This is a genomic window from Sphingobium sp. GW456-12-10-14-TSB1, from assembly GCF_059424385.1.
This window is the reverse complement of the sequence record NZ_JBWKZI010000001.1, coordinates 2,565,620-2,583,469: the sequence shown is the minus strand read 5'-3', so window position 1 is coordinate 2,583,469 and position 17,850 is coordinate 2,565,620. Positions and strand designations below refer to the sequence as shown.

The 17,850-nt window shown below is 63.3% G+C and carries 16 protein-coding genes and 1 pseudogene; 14 read left to right on the top strand and 3 right to left on the bottom strand.

Going from position 1 to position 17,850, the window contains the following annotated elements; all coding sequences use genetic code 11:
* Positions 1 to 7 precede the first annotated feature (7 nt).
* From AC07X9_RS12615 to AC07X9_RS12550, 14 genes are all read left to right on the top strand, one after another.
* Entirely contained in the window at positions 8 to 259 is a 252-nt protein-coding gene (locus AC07X9_RS12615; protein WP_017181644.1) for a sarcosine oxidase subunit delta, read from the top strand.
* Positions 256 to 3,207: a sarcosine oxidase subunit alpha family protein gene (locus AC07X9_RS12610; RefSeq protein ID WP_017181645.1), complete on the top strand. Its 2,952-nt coding sequence runs from the start codon at positions 256 to 258 to the stop codon at positions 3,205 to 3,207. Before AC07X9_RS12615 ends, AC07X9_RS12610 begins: the two co-directional genes overlap by 4 nt.
* Positions 3,200 to 3,709, top strand: coding sequence for a sarcosine oxidase subunit gamma (locus AC07X9_RS12605; protein ID WP_017181646.1), 510 nt, complete (start codon positions 3,200 to 3,202; stop codon positions 3,707 to 3,709). The genes AC07X9_RS12610 and AC07X9_RS12605 overlap by 8 nt, the downstream gene beginning before the upstream one ends.
* Positions 3,710 to 3,721: 12 nt before the next feature.
* Complete coding sequence (gene purU / locus AC07X9_RS12600; protein WP_017181647.1) at positions 3,722 to 4,579, top strand: formyltetrahydrofolate deformylase; 858 nt, start codon at positions 3,722 to 3,724, stop codon at positions 4,577 to 4,579.
* Positions 4,548 to 5,471 (top strand): bifunctional 5,10-methylenetetrahydrofolate dehydrogenase/5,10-methenyltetrahydrofolate cyclohydrolase, encoded by a 924-nt coding sequence (locus AC07X9_RS12595; RefSeq protein ID WP_441347664.1) that lies wholly within the window; start codon positions 4,548 to 4,550, stop codon positions 5,469 to 5,471. The genes purU and AC07X9_RS12595 overlap by 32 nt, the downstream gene beginning before the upstream one ends.
* A 108-nt stretch (positions 5,472 to 5,579) precedes the next feature.
* The gene (locus AC07X9_RS12590) at positions 5,580 to 6,179 is read left to right on the top strand and encodes a helix-turn-helix domain-containing protein (RefSeq protein WP_017181649.1); all 600 of its coding nucleotides are present in this window, start codon (positions 5,580 to 5,582) and stop codon (positions 6,177 to 6,179) included.
* 86 nt (positions 6,180 to 6,265) lie between these two features.
* Positions 6,266 to 7,141, top strand: a complete 876-nt coding sequence (locus AC07X9_RS12585; protein WP_026002135.1) for a class II glutamine amidotransferase — start codon at positions 6,266 to 6,268, stop codon at positions 7,139 to 7,141.
* A complete protein-coding gene (locus AC07X9_RS12580) occupies positions 7,141 to 7,830 on the top strand; it encodes a GltB/FmdC/FwdC-like GXGXG domain-containing protein (RefSeq protein ID WP_017181651.1) in 690 nt (229 codons plus the stop codon). The genes AC07X9_RS12585 and AC07X9_RS12580 overlap by 1 nt, the downstream gene beginning before the upstream one ends.
* Positions 7,831 to 7,840: 10 nt before the next feature.
* Positions 7,841 to 9,169 (top strand): FMN-binding glutamate synthase family protein, encoded by a 1,329-nt coding sequence (locus tag AC07X9_RS12575; RefSeq protein ID WP_017181652.1) that lies wholly within the window; start codon positions 7,841 to 7,843, stop codon positions 9,167 to 9,169.
* A 131-nt stretch (positions 9,170 to 9,300) separates the two neighbouring features.
* The gene (gene glnT / locus AC07X9_RS12570; protein ID WP_017181653.1) at positions 9,301 to 10,602 is read left to right on the top strand and encodes a type III glutamate--ammonia ligase; all 1,302 of its coding nucleotides are present in this window, start codon (positions 9,301 to 9,303) and stop codon (positions 10,600 to 10,602) included.
* Between the two features lie 490 nt (positions 10,603 to 11,092).
* Entirely contained in the window at positions 11,093 to 12,607 is a 1,515-nt protein-coding gene (gene istA, locus AC07X9_RS12565; protein WP_021238707.1) for an IS21 family transposase, read from the top strand.
* Positions 12,594 to 13,322 carry an IS21-like element helper ATPase IstB gene (gene istB, locus AC07X9_RS12560; protein WP_031304487.1) on the top strand — a complete coding sequence of 243 codons (729 nt, stop codon included), beginning with the start codon at positions 12,594 to 12,596 and terminating at the stop codon, positions 13,320 to 13,322. Before istA ends, istB begins: the two co-directional genes overlap by 14 nt.
* Positions 13,323 to 13,589: 267 nt before the next feature.
* Entirely contained in the window at positions 13,590 to 14,507 is a 918-nt protein-coding gene (locus AC07X9_RS12555) for an HNH endonuclease (RefSeq protein WP_086485782.1), read from the top strand.
* Positions 14,504 to 15,436, top strand: coding sequence for an HNH endonuclease (locus tag AC07X9_RS12550; RefSeq protein ID WP_086485781.1), 933 nt, complete (start codon positions 14,504 to 14,506; stop codon positions 15,434 to 15,436). Before AC07X9_RS12555 ends, AC07X9_RS12550 begins: the two co-directional genes overlap by 4 nt.
* A gap of 26 nt (positions 15,437 to 15,462) precedes the next feature.
* On the opposite strand, the gene AC07X9_RS12545 is transcribed toward AC07X9_RS12550, so the two are convergent.
* The 3 genes and pseudogenes from AC07X9_RS12545 to AC07X9_RS12535 form a co-directional block, all read right to left on the bottom strand.
* Positions 15,463 to 16,725: a type II toxin-antitoxin system HipA family toxin gene (locus AC07X9_RS12545; RefSeq protein ID WP_176342116.1), complete on the bottom strand. Its 1,263-nt coding sequence runs from the start codon at positions 16,723 to 16,725 to the stop codon at positions 15,463 to 15,465.
* 3 nt (positions 16,726 to 16,728) lie between these two features.
* A complete protein-coding gene (locus AC07X9_RS12540; protein ID WP_369596854.1) occupies positions 16,729 to 16,995 on the bottom strand; it encodes a helix-turn-helix domain-containing protein in 267 nt (88 codons plus the stop codon).
* 175 nt (positions 16,996 to 17,170) lie between these two features.
* Positions 17,171 to 17,752 (bottom strand): annotated as a pseudogene (locus AC07X9_RS12535) (tyrosine-type recombinase/integrase); the annotation flags it as partial.
* Positions 17,753 to 17,850: the final 98 nt, after the last annotated feature.

The following is a 17,850-nucleotide window of genomic DNA, read 5'->3' as shown; positions in this document are numbered from 1 at the left end:
CGAGGCCATGCGCATACCCTGTCCCTATTGCGGCGAACGTGACTCCCAGGAATTCGTCTATCGCGGCGATGCTTCGCCCCGCCGCCCTGAAGGCGAGGACGGCTTCTACGACTATGTGTACCTGCGCGACAACGTGATCGGCGAGATGGCCGAGCACTGGTACCATGCGCAAGGGTGCCGCAACTGGATCACCGTGCTGCGCCACACCCGCACACACCGCATCGCCGCCGCCACGCTGTCCCGGGAGACACCCGCATGAGCCGCCTTTCTGCCGGTGGCCTGATCGACAGGCAGCGCCCGCTTTCCTTCACCTTCGACGGGAAGGCCTATTCGGGCTTTGAGGGCGACACTCTCGCCTCCGCTCTCGTAGCTAATGATGTCCGTCTCGTCGGCCGCTCGTTCAAGTACCACCGGGCGCGCGGGATCCTCACAGCGGGAAGCGAGGAGCCCAACGCCCTCGTCACCCTGCGTACCGGCGCCCACGCCGAGCCGAATACGCGCGCGACCACCGTCTCGCTGTTCGACGGTCTGGAGGCGAGCAGTCAGAACCGCTGGCCCAGTCTGCGCTATGATCTGCTGGCCGTGAATCAGCTTGCCTCGCCGATCTTTGTGGCGGGCTTCTATTACAAGACCTTCATGTGGCCCGCTAAATTCTGGGAGAAGGTGTACGAGCCGCTTATCCGGCGGGCGGCGGGGCTGGGCAAGCTCTCCATGCTGCCCGATCCGAGCGAGTATGACCGCGAGCATGCCTTCTGCGATCTGCTCGTCATCGGTGGTGGTGCGGCCGGTCTTGCGGCGGCCCTGACCGCAGGACGTGCAGGGCTGCGCGTCATGCTGGCGGACGAGGACGCCCGTCCCGGCGGGCGCCTGCTGAGCGAGCGGCAGGAGATCGACAGCATGTCCGCAGTGCAATGGGTTGCACAGGTGCTGGCGGAGCTGGCCTCGCTTCCGAACGTGCGCGTGCTCAGCCGTACCGGCGTATTCGGGGTCTATGACGACGAATATGTGGCCGTCGAACGCGTTTCCGACCATCTTGTCGCCCCGCTGCCGGGGCAGCCGCGTCAGCGGTTGTGGAAGATCGTCTCCCGCCGCGCCATCCTCGCGACAGGCGCCATCGAGCGGCCGCTGGTGTTCGGTGGCAATGACCGGCCTGGTGTCATGACTGCCTCGGCTGTCTCGACTTACGTCAATCGTTACGCCGCGGTTCCCGGACAGCGCGCCGTCGTGTTTACCGCCAGCGACAGCGGATGGTCGACTGCGCGGGACCTGGCGGCAGCGGGCGCCTCCGTCGTGCTTGTCGACCACCGCGAAGATGAGCCTGCCCTCGCCGCTGAACTACGTACGCGTGGTGTCGAAATCCTGAGCGGCGCGATCGTCACTGACGTGCACGGTGTTCCGGTCAGGAAGGTTGACGTGCGCCTCGCGGATGGTTCGCGCCGCACGCTCCGCGCGGATCTCGTCGCGATGGGTGGCGGCTGGAATCCGGCAATCGGCCTTGGCAGCAACATGGGAGCAAAACCTGTGTGGTCGGAATCGCAACAGACTTTCCTGCTCGACGAGACCCCACCCGGGCTCGTTCCGGCCGGTGCGGCGGCAGGCCGGTTCTCGCTGGCGCAGGCCCTAGTCGACGGCGCTGCCAAGGGTACCGACGCCGTGGCGGACGCAACCGGCCGCGCTGTTCCCCCGCCCTCGTTTCGGGCAGCGGACGAAGCCGCGTCGACCGCGCCCTTGTGGCATGTACCGGGCGCGCGAACCAAGTGCTTCGTCGATTTCCAAAACGACGTGACAGCCAGCGACGTGCAGCTCGCTGCCCGTGAAGGCTTCGTGTCCATCGAACACATGAAGCGCTACACGACGCTTGGCATGGCGACCGACCAGGGCAAGACCAGTCAGCTCAATGGCCACGCACTGCTGGCGGCGGCAACTGACCGCACGATTGGTGCGGCAGGGACGATCATGTCGCGCGCGCCTTATCAGCCAGTGGCGATCGGCGTGCTGGCGGGCCATCACCGCGAGGAATCCTTCCGCCCTGTGCGCCGCACGGCCAGCCATGACTGGGCGGCCGAACAAGGTGCAACCTTCGTTGATGCCGGACAGTGGAAGCGTGCGCAGTGGTTCAGCCGCCCGGGGGAGGCGTCCTGGCTGGAGACAGTCAACCGCGAGGTTACGATGACCCGGCGCGGCGTCGGCATCTGCGACGTGTCAACGCTCGGCAAGATCGACGTGCATGGCCCCGATGCCGCCCTGCTGCTCGACCGGCTCTACATCAACATGTTCTCGACCCTTGCCGTCGGCAAGGCGCGCTATGGCGTGATGCTGCGCGAGGACGGCATCGTCATGGATGACGGCACAACCACCCGTTTCGCAGAGGACAGCTTCTTCGTCACCACCACCACGGTCAACGCCGCGCGGGTTATGCAGCATATCGACTATGCCCGGCAAGTGCTCTGGCCCGAGCTCGACGTTCAGGCCACTTCGGTGACCGAACAGTGGGCCACCTACGCCGTCGCCGGTCCCCGTTCGCGCGAGATGCTGCAGGCGGCATTTCCGGACCTTGACGTATCGAACGACGCCCTGCCGTTCATGGGCGCTGCGAAGTTCCGCTGGCAGGGTTTCGAGGCGCGCATCTACCGCCTGTCGTTCTCCGGTGAGCTGGCCTACGAAGTAAGCGTACCTGCGACGCTCGGCGACAAACTGGTGCGCCACCTCTTCGCTGCCGGCCGCTCCTACGACGCCGTGCCCTACGGCACCGAGGCGCTCGGCGTTATGCGCATCGAGAAGGGCCATGCCGCGGGCAACGAACTGAATGGCCAGACCACTGCAGCCGACCTCGGCATGGGCCGGATGATGTCGAAAAAGAAGGATTTCATCGGCCGCGCCATGGCTGCCAGGCGCGGGCTCGCGGATCCGTCGCGCCCCGCGCTGGTCGGTCTCAGGCCGGTCGACCGTACCCGGCATCTGCGTGGTGGCGGACACCTGCTCGCCCCAGGTGCAGCACCGCTGCCGCAGAACGACGAAGGGTTCGTGACCTCGGCCGCTTGGTCGCCAACGCTGGACCATTCGATCGCGCTTGGCCTGCTGGTCAACGGCGCACAGCGTCACGGCGAGCGCATTGTCATCCACGATCCGGTGCGCGGAGGCGATATCCAGGCGGAAGTCTGCAACCCGATTTTTGTCGACCCCGAAGGAGTCCGCGTCCGTGCCTGAACACCTCACCATCCAGGAGCGCGATGATATCGCTCTGGCATCCGTCATGGCGAGAAAGAGCATGAGTGCCGCGAAGATCGGCACTGCGCTGGGCATGTCGCTGCTTGACCGACCGGCGGCCTGCGGCTCGGGAGCCGTGACCTTCATCGGCACGGGCCCGGGGACCTGGCTCGCGTTCCACGATGGCACCGCTCCCGATTTCGCTGCCGATCTCACGCATCGGCTTGCGGGACTCGCATCGGTATCCGACCAGTCCAGCGGCTACGTTGTCCTGCGTCTTGCAGGCGAAGGCGCGCGCAAGCTGTTACAGCGCGGGGCGGCGATCGATTTCCACTCCGCATCCTTTTCCAGCGGTTCGGTGGCAACCACGGTGATCGCGCATATCGGTGTCGTCATCCGGCAAGTCGACGACGGTCCCACTTACGACCTTGCCACTTTCCGTAGCTTTGCCGGCAGCCTGCGCGAGTGGATCGACCACGCCGCAGCCGCGCTGGCCTTCTAATCCGAGGACACGATGACCAAACCCTATCTCCTGACCCTGTCCTGCGCCAACCGGCCAGGGATCGTCACGCGCGTTACCGACGTGATGTATCGCCATGGCGGCGACATCAAGGAAGCGCACCAGTACGATGACGCCGAAACCGGCCGCTTCTTCGGCCGCATCGTGCTCAGCCTGCCGGATGAGGCCGCTGCCGATGATCTGCGTGCCGGCATCGCGCCGCTGGCAGAAGAGCTCGCGCTCGACTGGACGCTGCGTCCCAAGGATGAACTGCGCAAGGTGCTGATCCTGGTATCCAAGTTCGATCACTGCCTGGTTGATCTGCTTTACCGCAACCGCATCGGCGAACTGCCGATGGACGTCGTGGGCATCATCTCCAACCATCCCCTCGGCACCTATCAAGGTGTCGATTTCGGTGGCATTCCGTTCCACCACCTGCCGATCACCAAGGAAACGAAGCCGCAGCAGGAAGCCCGGATCAAGGCGATTGTCGATGAGACGGGCGCGGAACTGATCGTGCTGGCGCGCTACATGCAGATCCTGTCGGATGACCTTGCCGCGTTTCTCTCGGGCCGGTGCATCAACATCCACCATTCGTTTCTGCCAGGCTTCAAGGGTGCCAAGCCCTATCACCAGGCGCATGCGCGCGGTGTCAAGCTGATCGGCGCAACCGCGCACTACGTCACCGCCGACCTCGACGAAGGACCGATCATCGAGCAGGACGTGGAGCGCATCTCGCACCACGACACGCCCGACGATCTCGTGCGCAAGGGCCGCGACATCGAGCGCCGGGTGCTGGCGCGGGCGGTAGCTTTCCATCTCGACGGCCGCGCGCTCGCCAATGGCGCGAAAACGGTCGTGTTTCGCGACTGACCCGATGGCAGCCATCATAGACGGACGGGCGATCGCCGCGAAGCTTCGTGGCCGGGTCGCGGAAGAAGTCGTCAGTCTGGCCGCGGAAGGGATCGTGCCGGGACTGGCGGTGGTGCTCGTCGGCGACGATCCTGCCAGTCAGGTCTATGTCCGCTCCAAGGTGACGCAGACGCTGGAAGCGGGAATGCGGTCGTTCGAGCACCGCCTTCCCGCCTCCACGAGCCAGGAGGAACTTCTTGGCTTCGTGACCGCGCTCAATGACGACGATGCGGTCGACGGCATCCTCGTGCAGCTTCCCTTGCCGCAACACATCGATTCAGACCTGGTGCTGGACGCGATTGATCCGCTGAAGGATGTCGACGGCTTCCATCCGGTCAATGTCGGGCGTCTTTCCACCGGCACCGGAGGACTGATCCCCTGCACACCGCTGGGTTGCATGATCCTGCTCGACACCGCGATCGACCACTACCGGGGCCTGAAGGCAGTCGTGATCGGCAAGTCCAACATAGTCGGCAAGCCGGTCGCCATGCTGCTGCTTGAACGCGAGTGCACCGTCACCGTCACTCACATAGCCACCCGCAACCTGCCGGACACCGTGCGCAGCGCCGACATCGTTGTTGTCGCCGCAGGCAGTCCGGGCCTTGTGCGCGGAGATTGGGTTAAGCCGGGGGCTGTGGTCATCGACGTTGGCATCAACCGCGTCGAGCGCGACGGCAGGAAGGTGATCATCGGCGATGCCGTGCGCGAGGAAATGGATCACGCCGCCGCTGTAACGCCCGTCCCCGGTGGGGTTGGGCCAATGACGATTGCCTGCCTGCTGAGCAATACCCTGCGGGCGGCGAGGCGCCGACGCGGGCTGCCCGGCGCGGTGCGCGAGGCGGCAGTTGCCTGATCGATATGATGACATCGGGCAACATCCTCTTTATGAAACAGTGCCCGAACAGGTTTTTAACGGAGAGTCGGCATTACTGCTACCGTCAATACCGAAGATCAGGATACCTTGACGGGCTCGGCCGCACCCGGCAAGCCCGATCGCAGTCTGGAAAAAGCACTGGGCACCCAAATTCGTGCCGTCCGGCGCGATCTCGATCTCTCTATCGCCGATCTTGCCTCGGCAGCGGGCATATCCACCGGCATGCTCTCGAAAATCGAGAATGGGGGCATTTCCGCTTCGCTTGGCACACTCCAGGCGATCTCAGGCGTATTGCAGGTTCCCCTGTCTCTTCTCTTCGCGTCGTTCGAAGACCGGCAGGACTGCTCGCACGTGAAGGCGAACGCCGGCGTTACGATAGAGCGCCGCGGCACCAAGGTGGGCCATATCTATCAACTGCTCGGCCATATGTTGCGCGGCGATGTCAACGTCGAGCCGTACCTTATCACCCTTCGCGAAGATGCGGCCCCTTACACCGGCTTCGCGCATAGCGGCGTCGAGTTCATCTACATGCTCGAAGGCGAACTGACCTACCGCCACGGCAACGCGAGCTACCCTATGCAGCCGGGAGATTCGCTGCTGTTCGACAGCGGGACCCTGCATGGCCCGGAACGGATGCTATCGGAGACATCCAAGTATTTGTCGATAATCATATATCCGAAGAGTTGATTTCCTTACAGGCAAATTTGTTTCCTGTGAGTTGACCAATTTTCCATACTCCAGTACGACTTCCTTCTCTGACGAGGGAATCGACCATGTGTGGAATTGTTGGGTTGTTTTTGAAGAACAGCACGCTTGAGCCCCGTTTCGGGGAACTGCTTGCTGAAATGCTCGTGGTCATGACCGGCCGCGGTCCCGATAGCGCGGGCTTTGCTGTCTACGGCAGTGGTGAGAATGGGCGCATCAAACTGACCGTGCGGGGTGATGACCTCGATTCGATCGTCGCAGACCTGGGCGGCGATATCAGTGGCTTCATCCGCGACACGCATCTGGTGCTCACGCTTCCCGAACGCGATGAGCAGCGCGTTCGCGACTGGCTCGCCGCCTCGCGTCCGGATCTTGCGGTTACCGGCGCAGGTGAGCGCATCGAGCTGTACAAGGAAGTCGGCCTGCCTGCCGACGTTGCCAAGCGCTTCGGCCTCGCCGGCATGTCGGGCACGCACGGTATTGGCCACACCCGCATGGCTACAGAGAGCGCCGTCACCACAGCGGGCGCCCACCCGTTCTCGACCGGCACCGACCAGTGCCTAGTTCACAATGGCTCGCTTTCCAACCACCGAAGTCTGCGCCGAATGTTGGAGCCCAAGGGCATCCGCTTTTCGACCGATAACGACAGTGAAGTCGCCGCCGGCTATCTCAGCTGGAAGCTGCAGGAAGGAGCGACGCTGGCCGAAGCACTCGAAGCGAGCCTTGACGACCTCGACGGCTTCTTCACCTTCGTGGTCGGCACCGAGAGCGGCTTCGCAGTGCTGCGCGATCCAGTTTCATGCAAGCCTGCCGTCATGGCCGAAACCGACGATTACGTCGCGTTCGGCTCTGAATACCGCGCATTGGCGGGTCTTCCGGGTATCCAGAACGCCCGCGTGTTCGAACCTGAACCTGCCCGTGTCTATGCTTGGGAGCGCAACTGATGCCTGTCGTCGATCTCGCCGAAACCACCAAGCGCGACCTTAACGCGCAGCTTCACGCCCTGCCTGCCGACACCAACGCGACGCACTGGACCGTCGAGAATTCCGAAGGCCAGCACGCGCTTGCCGTCGGGCTCGATGTACCCATCACCGTCGAGATCAATGGTCACGCCGGTTACTACTGCGCCGGCATGAACAAGCAGGCAACCGTCGTGGTGGACGGCAACGTTGGCGTTGGAGTCGCCGAGAACATGCTTTCGGGCAAGGTTCACGTGAAAGGCGACGCCAGCCAGTCGGCGGGCGCCACCGCGCACGGCGGCCTGCTGGTGATCGACGGTGACGCCTCGGCTCGATGCGGCATATCCATGAAGGGCGTCGACATCGTCGTAAAAGGTTCGATCGGCGCGATGAGCGCATTCATGGCTCAATCCGGCAACCTCGTGGTCCTGGGCGACGCCGGCGATGCGCTGGGGGACTCAATCTACGAAGCCCGACTCTATGTGCGTGGCACGGTCAAGAGCCTCGGCGCCGACTGCATCGAGAAGGAATTGCGCGACGAGCACAAGGCCGACCTGCGCCGCCTGCTTGACGCCGCCGGCCTGGACGAGACCGTCAGCGTCGCTGATTTCCGCCGCTATGGCTCCGCCCGCGGTCTCTACAATTTCCACGTCGACAACTCGTCGGCTTACTGAGGACCTACAGATGGACCTGGAGAACATCCCCCAGACGTTGCCGCGCTTCTCGGCAACTTTCGATCCTCACACGCTGGCGGAAATCCGCAGAGCTGCCGCGACCGGAATCTATGACATTCGTGGCGGAGGTACGAAGCGCAAGCTGCCGCATTTCGACGATCTGCTGTTCCTCGGGGCATCGGTCTCGCGCTATCCGCTGGAGGGTTACCGAGAGAAGTGTGCCACGGATGTGTGGCTGGGCACTCGCTTCGCAAAGAAGCCGATCCATCTCAAGACCCCTGTCACCATCGCCGGGATGAGCTTCGGCGCCCTGTCGGGTGCCGCCAAGGAGGCGCTGGGCCGTGGCGCGACCATCGCCGGGACCTCAACGACCACTGGCGACGGCGGCATGACGCCCGAGGAGCGTGGTCAGTCGCAGACACTGATCTATCAGTACCTGCCTTCGCGCTACGGAATGAACCCTGATGACCTTCGCCGTGCCGATGCGATCGAGGTGGTCGTCGGGCAGGGTGCGAAGCCCGGCGGCGGCGGTATGTTGCTGGGCCAGAAGATCTCCGATCGCGTTGCCATGATGCGGAATCTGCCCAAGGGCATCGACCAGCGTTCGGCCTGCCGTCATCCCGACTGGACCGGTCCCGATGATCTTGAGATCAAGATCGAGGAACTACGCGAGATTACCGACTGGGAAAAACCAATCTACGTCAAGGTGGGTGCGACGCGCCCTTATTATGACGTTGCCCTTGCGGTGAAGTCGGGAGCCGACGTCGTTGTCCTCGACGGAATGCAGGGCGGTACGGCCGCGACGCAGGACGTATTCATCGAGCATGTCGGGATTCCGATCCTTGCCGCGATCCGCCCCGCAGTGAAGGCGCTGCAGGATCTGGGCATGCACCGAAAGGTCCAGCTCATCGTCTCGGGCGGCATCCGTAGCGGTGCAGACGTGGCCAAGGCCTTGGCTTTGGGTGCGGATGCCGTCGCCATCGGCACCGCCGCGCTGGTCGCGTTGGGTGACAACGACCCTGCCTACGAAGAGGAATACCGCAAGCTCGGCTCCACCGCCGGTGCCTACGACGACTGGCAGGAGGGCCGCGACCCCGCAGGCATAACGACGCAGGACCCTGAACTTGCCGCGCGCCTCGACCCGGTTCAGGCCGGCCGCCGCCTTGCCAACTACCTTTCGGTACTGACGCTGGAAGCACAGACCATCGCCCGCGCTTGCGGCAAGAGCCACCTGCACAATCTCGAGCCCGAGGATCTGGTGGCCCTCACGCTAGAGGCTTCTGCCATGGCCGGTGTGCCACTGGCCGGAACGAACTGGATCCCCGGCCAGACTTTCTGACCGGCCGGTGGTCCCGGAGCCGGCAATCCCAGATGCCGGCTCCAACGAAGGCACCCTCGTGCTCGCAGGCAGGAACGGGTTTATCGGACAATCAGAGCGCAAAGCGGCCGGTCGTCCGTTGCTGGAGAAATATGACCATGACCATTAGCCTTGCGGAAATCGCCAAGGAAAAGGGAATCAAGTACTTCCTCATTTCCTACACCGACCTGTTCGGCGCCCAGCGTGCCAAACTCGTTCCTGCCTCTGCCATCGCCGGGATGCAGAAAAACGGCGCCGGTTTCGCCGGTTTCGCTACCTGGCTCGACATGAGTCCGGCCGACCCGGACCTATTTGCGAGACCCGATCCGGAAAGCCTGGTCCAGCTCCCCTGGAAACCCGAAGTGGGCTGGCTCGCCGCCGATCTGTGGATGAATGGCGCTCCCGTAGAGGCCTCCCCGCGCGTCGCCCTCAAGAACCAGATCGCGCGCGCTGCCGAAATTGGCCTGCAGATGAAAACCGGGGTGGAATGTGAATTCTTCCTGCTATCTTCCGACGGTCAGTCTATCGCCGATACGGCAGACTGCCAGGCCAAGCCCTGCTACGACCAGCAGGCGCTGATGCGCCGCTACGATGTGGTTACCGAGCTGTGCGATGCCATGCTGTCGCTCGGCTGGAAACCTTACCAGAACGACCATGAGGACGCGAACGGCCAGTTCGAGATGAACTGGGAATATGACGACGCGCTGCTCACCGCCGATCGCCATGCCTTCTTCAAGTACATGGCCAAGTCGATTGCCGAAAAGCACGGCCTGCGCGTGACCTTCATGCCCAAACCGTTCACCCACCTGACTGGCAACGGCTGCCACATGCACGTCTCGATGTGGAAGGGCGACACCAACGCCTTTGCCAACCCTGGTGGCCAAGACCTGACCGCCGAGGCGCTGCACTTCATCGGTGGCATCATCAACTCTGCGGATGCACTCACGGCCTTCCTCAATCCGACCGTCAACAGCTACAAGCGTATAAACGCGCCGCGCACCACTTCAGGCGCGACCTGGGCGCCCAACTCGGTGACGTGGACGGGTAACAACCGCACGCACATGATCCGCGTGCCCGAACCGGACCGGTTCGAGCTGCGCCTGGCTGACGGTGCAGTCAATCCGTATCTGATGGCCGCTTCAGTGCTGGCGGCGGGCCTCGACGGACTGGCCAACGCCCGCGACCCGGGACCGCGCTCCGACATCAATATGTATACGGAGGGCAGCACGCTACCGGCCAAGAACAAGCTGCCGCTGAACCTGCTCGACGCCCTACGAGCGCTGGAAGGCAGCGCCGTACTCAAGGACGCGCTCGGCCAGCTCATTCCCGCCTATCTGAAGCTGAAGACAGGTGAATGGAACGACTTCACCCGTCATCTCACGCAGTGGGAACGCGACACCACGCTGGACTGCTGAACGGGCTCTCTCGCACCGCACATCGCCGTACCGGCCTGTTCCCGGCCTGCCGCCGGGAGCCGTGGAGACGTGCGCGCAGAACGCGCCGGATTCGTCATGTGGAGGCAGTCAATGAAACTCATCCTGTAAGCGGGGCCTGAGTACCGCAGCTATGCGGCTTGGGCGACGTCTTGCTCGGTCGGATGCCAGTTCCATATGTGGACGGCTCCCTCTTGCAAGGGCTGAACGGAAAATTTGATCGGATCGCTTGCTTCCATATGTCCGGCCTTTCGGTGCGGTCGCACGTGACCGCTGGCCAAGATGGTTTCCGCGGTGTGTGTTCCCAACAAGGCAGCGGCCTGTGATGGCCATTGGAACTGACGGAGTGTCACACGCTGAGGATCAGCGTGCAATAGGCACCCCCTTCGTGGGGTGATCGGCGTGCAAAAAGGACCCCTTCATCCCGGGGATTTAGTCGGCCGACTGGTTTTGATCAGTTGGCGAGAACGGGATGTTGATCGTGGAGACAGTGGTTCGGATTCGGCGTGAGCATGCAGCGGGTAAGGCGATCAAGGCGATCGCTCGTGACCTTCGTTTGTCGCGGAAGGTCGTCCGCAAAGCGATCCGGTCGCCGGAGGCGGCGTTCAACTATCAGCGCAAAGTCCAGCCGCTGCCGCGGATCGGTCCTTATCAGGATCGTCTCGATGCGCTGCTTGAGGAGAACGAAGGTCGCGGCCGCCGCGATCGGCTACGGATGACGCGTATCCATGACCTGCTGGTGCGCGAGGGGTTCGATGGATCCTATGATGCGGTGCGCCGCTATGCGGCGCGCTGGCGTGCTGCGCGGCGGAAGGATGCTGGCGAAGGCGCACCGGCGTTCATCCCGATGACCTTCCAGCCGGGTGAGGCCTACCAGTTCGACTGGAGCCACGAGGATGTGGAGATCGCCGGCAAGCCGATGCGGGTGAAGGTGGCGCATATGCGTCTCTGCGACTCGCGCGCACCCTATGTCCGGGCCTATCCGCGCGAGGGCCAGGAGATGCTGTTCGATGCCCATGCCCGGGCGTTCGCGTTCTTCGGCGGTGTGCCGCGACGCGGTATCTACGATAATATGAAGACGGCGGTGACGGCCGTGTTCACCGGCAAGGAGCGTGTGTTCAACCGCCGCTTCCTGATCATGACCGATCATTACATGGTCGAGCCGACCGCCTGCTCGCCGGCGGCGGGATGGGAGAAGGGCCAGGTCGAGCAGCAGGTCCAGACAATCCGAGGCCGCTTCTTCCAGCCGCGGCTCCGGTTCGCCAGCCTGGCCGAGCTCAACGGGTGGCTGGAGGCCGAGTGCCGGCGCTGGGCCGAGCATCATGCCCATCCCGAACGCGGGGATATTACCGTCGCCGAGGCGCTGGATATGGAGCGACCGGCCCTGCAGCCGATCCTGGCACCGTTCGACGGCTTCCATGAGAGCGAGCATGCCGTCACCGGCACCTGCCTCATCAGCTTCGATCGCAACCGCTACTCGGTCATGTCGACGGCCGCACGCCGGACCGTTCAGGTGCGCTCCTATGCCGATCGCATCGTCATACGCTGCGGCGATGCGATCGTCGGGGAGCATGAGCGCCACTTCGGTCGGAACCGCACGATATACGATCCCTGGCATTATCTGCCGGTCCTCGCGCACAAGCCCGGCGCGCTGCGTAACGGCGCACCGTTCCAGGACTGGGATCTGCCGCCCGCCCTGCACCGATTACGGCGAAGGCTCGGCACCGGGGACGAGGCCGATCGCAGGTTCGTGCGGGTCCTCTCGGCGGTGCTCACCGATGGCCTGGAGCCGGTAGAGGCTGCCGTGCGCGAAGCGTTGGCGAACGGAACGGCCAGCGACGAGCTGATCCTCAACATCCTCTCCCGGCGCCGCGAGCCGGCGACACCCCACAGCATCGTCACTTCGGAAGACCGGATGCTGCAGCATCCTCCGCTCGCCGACTGTGCCCGCTATGATCTGCTGCGAGGCTATGATGCAGCGGCATGATATGATCGACACGATGCGCGGCCTCGGACTCAAGGGCATGGCGGCGGCGTTCGACGAGGCGGTCACCACCGGCCTCCAGCGCAAGCGCACCACCATGGAGATACTGACCGACCTGCTCCGTGCTGAGGCGACCCACCGGGATGCAGCCTCCATCCGCTATCGGATGACGGCTGCGAGGCTGCCCGTGGTGAAGGACCTGGAGCGGTTCAGCTTCGAGGGCACACCGATCAATGAGGAGATGATCCGCTCCCTTCACGATGGCTCCTTCCTCCCGCCTCGCCGCAATATCGTGCTGGTCGGCGGCACGGGGACAGGCAAGACCCACCTCGCCATCGCGATCACCGCCAATGTCGTGCGAAGGGGCGCTCGCGCCCGCTACTTCAACACCGTCGATCTGGTGACACGCCTCGAAGAGGAGACCCGGATCGGCAAAGGCGGGACCCTGGCGGCGCAGCTGTCGCGGCTCGACCTGATCGTTCTCGACGAGCTCGGTTATCTGCCGTTCGCCCGCTCGGGAGGGCAGTTGCTGTTCCACCTCATCAGCAAGCTTTATGAGCGGACCAGCGTCATCATCACCACGAACCTCGCCTTCGGCGAATGGCCGACCGTGTTCGGCGATCCCAAGATGACCACGGCGCTGCTCGACCGCGTCACCCACCACTGCGATATCGTCGAGACGGGCAACGACAGCTGGCGCTTCAAAAACCGCAGCTGACAGCCACCTTCGGCGCCTTCAAAAATCTATCTTGCGCTGCGCGCGCCTCCGGTCGGGCTACGCCCGCCCTCCGCCGCACGCAGCGCAAGGCCATCTTCAACAAACCAGCATCATATTATCTGAAAAGGGGGTCCCTCTTCGACGCCGATCGGGGGTCCCTTTTGAACGCCGTTTGACACGCTGATCCAATATGCCAGTCTGAAGGGCCTGACACGAAGCGCGTAGCTATTGCTTGCCACGAGCAGGCGAACCGGTGAAGTTCACGTTGTGGTCAGTCTGTTCGTCGCCATTACGGACCGGTCGTGGTTCGATCTGCTTTCGGTCGAGCGCCCGGACGAAGTAAATTTCTGGCAGCCAAGCGGTTTCCGGAATTTCAAAGCCGTGTCGGTTGGCGAACTGTTCCTGTTCAAGTTGCATGCGCCCAATGATTTTATCGTCGGTGGGGGTGTATTCAGTCACGCCTCCAACGTCCCGCTATCGCTCGCCTGGGAGGCTTTCGGCATCAAGAATGGCGTGACGTCGCTGCCGGAAATGCGGCGGCGGATCGCGCAATACCGGCGGGACGACGCACTCCTCGATCCCCGCACGGACCCGCCAGTTGGATGCCGCATCCTGACCCAGCCGTTCTTCTGGCCGCGCGAGCAATGGATTCCGGTGCCCCAAAGCTTCGCGCGCAACATCGTCACCGGCAAACGCTACGGCAGTGACGAGGCGGACGGGCGTTATCTCTGGGAGGCAGTCGTCGAGCGAGCCTCGCTCGATCTGGCGACGACGCAGCCGGCTGCGCGCTACGGCGCTCCCCAGACAGTACGTCCACGCCTCGGGCAGGGGGCGTTCAGGCTGACTGTTACCGATGCTTATGATCGGCGTTGTGCCGTGTCGGGCGAGCGCACGCTGCCAATCCTCGATGCCGCCCACATTCGCGCTTATGGCGATGGTGGCGAGCATGACGCCGCGAATGGCCTGCTACTCAGGACCGACATCCACCGCCTGTTCGATCTCGGCTACGTCACTGTCTCTGACGACAATCGCTTCGAGGTCAGTCATCGCCTGAAGGCCGATTTCGACAATGGCCGGCACTATTACGATCTCCACGGCTCGCCGGTTCGGGGACCGCAAACCGGCTACGCTCCGCCCTCGGCCGATGCCTTGGCCTGGCATCGCGATCATCGGTATCTGGGATGAGCGACGATACGATCGATACGGCGATGCGCGCTGCTGCTGTCGCCCATCTGGACCGGCTAGCGGCGGGCCGTCCGCTCACCTCTGACGATCTTGCCGCCGGCTTCATATTCCACGGGCAGCGCATCCCGCTGGTCAACATGCGACGTGGCATTTTCAAGCCGCAGGTGATGCGCCACCTACTCAGCATCCGGACCGTCTATCCTCGTACCGGCGCGAGGGTGTGGTACGACGACCAGCGCCGCGTCCATGAGCAGATCCACGCCGGAGAAGAGTTCGTCGATTACGCCTTCATGGGCAGTGACCCGGAAGCTGCGGACAATCGCTGGCTGCGCGAGGCGATGGAAGCGCGTATCCCGATCATCTATTTTCTTGGCATCGCGCCCGGACGCTACACCGCCATCTTTCCGACATTCATCGCGGACTGGTCGGCGAGGACGCTCACCGCGCGTCTCGCTTTCGCAGTGCCGATGACGATGGGTGCGCCTGCCATCGCCTTGCCGCCTGAGCCGGAGCGTCGCTACGCCCTTCGCCTGGTCAGTCAGCGTCTCCATCAAGCGACGTTCCGCGAGGCAGTGCTCACAGCCTATGATGGACGTTGCGCGATCTCGCGGCTACCCGAACCACGGCTGCTTGATGCGGCGCACATCGTGGCGGATCGCGATGAGGTTCTTGGTCAGCCAGTTGTTGCCAATGGCCTACCGCTGTCCAAGGTCCATCACGCGGCTTTCGATGCGAACCTGATCGGTATCGATCCCGACTTTCGTATCCATGTTTCCGAGCAGCTCTTCGCCATGAACGATGGTCCGATGCTCGAACAAGGGATCAAGGCGATGCGCGGCAGGACGATCCTGATGCCGAACCGAAAAATCGACTGTCCCGACCGTGATCGACTGGCGGCACGTTTCGAACTCTATCAGGCGGCGAACTGAGACGCGGTACCGGCTGCATTGGAGGCTCAGTGGGCCGCATCATTCTCCGGGTATGCTAGCCGAAAACAGGTCGCGAAGCGGCGCTGATCCGCGTTGCTTAGGCCGGCGTCAGCAAAGAGTGCTTCCCATCGGCCAGCAACAATTTCCTGAAGCTGCCGGACGATGCCTTGCGCGTCTTCCTGCGACAGATCGAACATTGCCGCACCCGCAAGTGCATTTTGCAGCGTAGCGAGCCGGCCTTGAGGACCGACGCCCAGCACCAGTCGGCGTTCGAGGCCGACCTGCGGCTTTGGCACCACGTCGTAGAGAGGCGACAGGTTCCACCCGTCGTCGACACGCAGGAACCCGTGATTGCGAAGATGGTCATCGTCGTTCGTCACGAGGATGTTGAACACCATGCGGCGGAAAAGTTCGTGGAGATCGGCCCGAACATTGGTGCCGTGTTGGCGAATCACGCCCGCCAGGTCGGCATAGCTATAGGCGCTCACCTCACTCTCATGGGCAGCGAGCATCGTTAGACCGGAGGCAAATGGAAGCCGTTCCAAGTCGTTGCTGCGCGGCCGCCGGTCGAACCGTTCGATCATATAGATATCCCGGCCGAGGACGTGCTCGAACGCGAGCTGAGGCACGTTCATGCCGCACTCGGTGGCCAGCCGCATCGTGGCAAGCTCGACGCGGCACTCCGGGAAACTGTCGTTCTTCGCCTGGAATTTCGCGATCCACGGCTGGTTGCCAACTTCCGTCGCGGCTTTTGGGCGTGCGCCGCCCAATGACGATCCCGCGGTCAGCAGGCGGCGCAGATTCTCGTCGAGTTCATCGACGAGCTGCGCACGCTCGGCGGCATCAGCCAGTTCCGCCAAGGTGAAATGCTCACCCGGTGCGTCGCCGTCACCCCAGGGGGTAAGGCGCTCGGGCTTCTCGGGTGTCGGTCCGAACGCGAGCGCGCCTACACGGTTGTCGCCCGAGGCGAGGATGAGGTCGATCTCATTTGGTGGTCGGTCGCCCATCGCCTTGTACATGAGATACTGACCCCAGCCATCGGGAGCAGCGTCGCGGATGCCGCCAAAAACGGCGAATCCTTCTTCGGTCCGGAATGTCTGCTGGGTGCCGGGCGCGTGGAGCGGTAGAGATATCGGATCGACCGCGATGCGATCCTCGCGCTCAAGATAGCGCCGCCCATAACCGAAGGTCGCGAAACGGTTGCGCGGTTCCTCGGTCATGGTCAGCAGCCCGGCGGGCACTGGCCCCTCGGCGAGATGCACGAAGACATAGGTGCGAGCGGTCGTCACGGTCTAGAAATCCAGCTCGTCGTCGCTTGATGCGTGGGTCGTCTTCGGCAGGCGAGCGAGATCTTCGCTCATTCCTGCGCGATCGGAGTCCGCCGCAACGAGGTCAGAAAGGCGCGATGTCATCCCGAAGACCAGCAAGGCACTGGCCAGCACGGCCAGGCCGATCGTGGGATCACCGGCTTCCAGCCGCTGCAAGGTCTGAATGGAAACCAGCATCCTCTCGGCCATCAGCCGCTGAGGGAGCTTGCGCCGACGCCGGGCGAGCGCAATGTCGCTCCCGAGCTGTTTCAGGGCTCGAAGACTTTGAGGCGGTAGGCCGCTTGCAGCTCGTGACGCACGTGGCATGAGGTTTACATGACATATCAGCTGAATTTTGTCAATTTAGCATGATATGTCATGTCAAATCTGGTTTCTGATCGCTCCTACAGCGCCGCCGAAGACGTAACTAGCGCGGCGCTCGCGTTCGAGGCGGTCGTCCGCGGCCGCGTCCCGGTTTCCCCTTCTTCGCCTTGCCCTTGAGGTCAACGGGGGGGCGTGCCGCTGGCGCCGCTTCGCGAAGCTCATCGAGATAGTCAGACCAATGCTGCATCATGGCGATGCGCTCATCCAGATACTCGCCGCGCGCATAGGCACGTCGTACCGAAGATGCATCCTGGTGCGCTAATTGCCGTTCGATCGCGTCAGGATTCCATTGGCCCATTTCATTGAGCAGCGTCGCCGCCATCGCCCGAAATCCGTGGGCCGTCATTTCCCCGGAAGGATAGCCAAGCCGGCGGAGCGCTTGATTGACGGCATTCTCGGACATGGCGAGCTTCGGCTTCCCCATGCAGGGGAACACGTACCTGCGATGGCCGCTGACCTCCTGCAGCTCCTCGATCAACGCCAGCGCTTGACGCGACAGCGGCACCTTATGCGCCCGCCGCATCTTCATCTTGGGTGCTGGGATGACCCACATGGCCTTGTCGAAGTCGAATTCGCTCCATTCCGCCTGGCGCAGCTCGCCGGGCCTCACGAACAAATGCGGTGAGTGTTGATTTCCACTGAGAAGTGACCCGGGTAGGGCGTAAATTTCCACTGAGAATTGACCCATGTTGAACTCGTCCCTGGCTTTGGCAAGCGAGGGTA

Excerpts from the sequence above, each read along its gene's own strand:
- AC07X9_RS12615 (WP_017181644.1), top strand. The coding sequence starts at position 8 with ATGCGCATACCCTGTCCCTATTGCGGCGAACGTGACTCCCAGGAATTC.
- AC07X9_RS12610 (WP_017181645.1), top strand. The coding sequence starts at position 256 with ATGAGCCGCCTTTCTGCCGGTGGCCTGATCGACAGGCAGCGCCCGCTT.
- purU (WP_017181647.1), top strand. The coding sequence starts at position 3,722 with ATGACCAAACCCTATCTCCTGACCCTGTCCTGCGCCAACCGGCCAGGG.
- AC07X9_RS12595 (WP_441347664.1), top strand. The coding sequence starts at position 4,548 with ATGGCGCGAAAACGGTCGTGTTTCGCGACTGACCCGATGGCAGCCATC.
- AC07X9_RS12585 (WP_026002135.1), top strand. The coding sequence starts at position 6,266 with ATGTGTGGAATTGTTGGGTTGTTTTTGAAGAACAGCACGCTTGAGCCC.
- AC07X9_RS12580 (WP_017181651.1), top strand. The coding sequence starts at position 7,141 with ATGCCTGTCGTCGATCTCGCCGAAACCACCAAGCGCGACCTTAACGCG.
- AC07X9_RS12575 (WP_017181652.1), top strand. The coding sequence starts at position 7,841 with ATGGACCTGGAGAACATCCCCCAGACGTTGCCGCGCTTCTCGGCAACT.
- glnT (WP_017181653.1), top strand. The coding sequence starts at position 9,301 with ATGACCATGACCATTAGCCTTGCGGAAATCGCCAAGGAAAAGGGAATC.
- istA (WP_021238707.1), top strand. The coding sequence starts at position 11,093 with ATGTTGATCGTGGAGACAGTGGTTCGGATTCGGCGTGAGCATGCAGCG.
- istB (WP_031304487.1), top strand. The coding sequence starts at position 12,594 with ATGCAGCGGCATGATATGATCGACACGATGCGCGGCCTCGGACTCAAG.
- AC07X9_RS12550 (WP_086485781.1), top strand. The coding sequence starts at position 14,504 with ATGAGCGACGATACGATCGATACGGCGATGCGCGCTGCTGCTGTCGCC.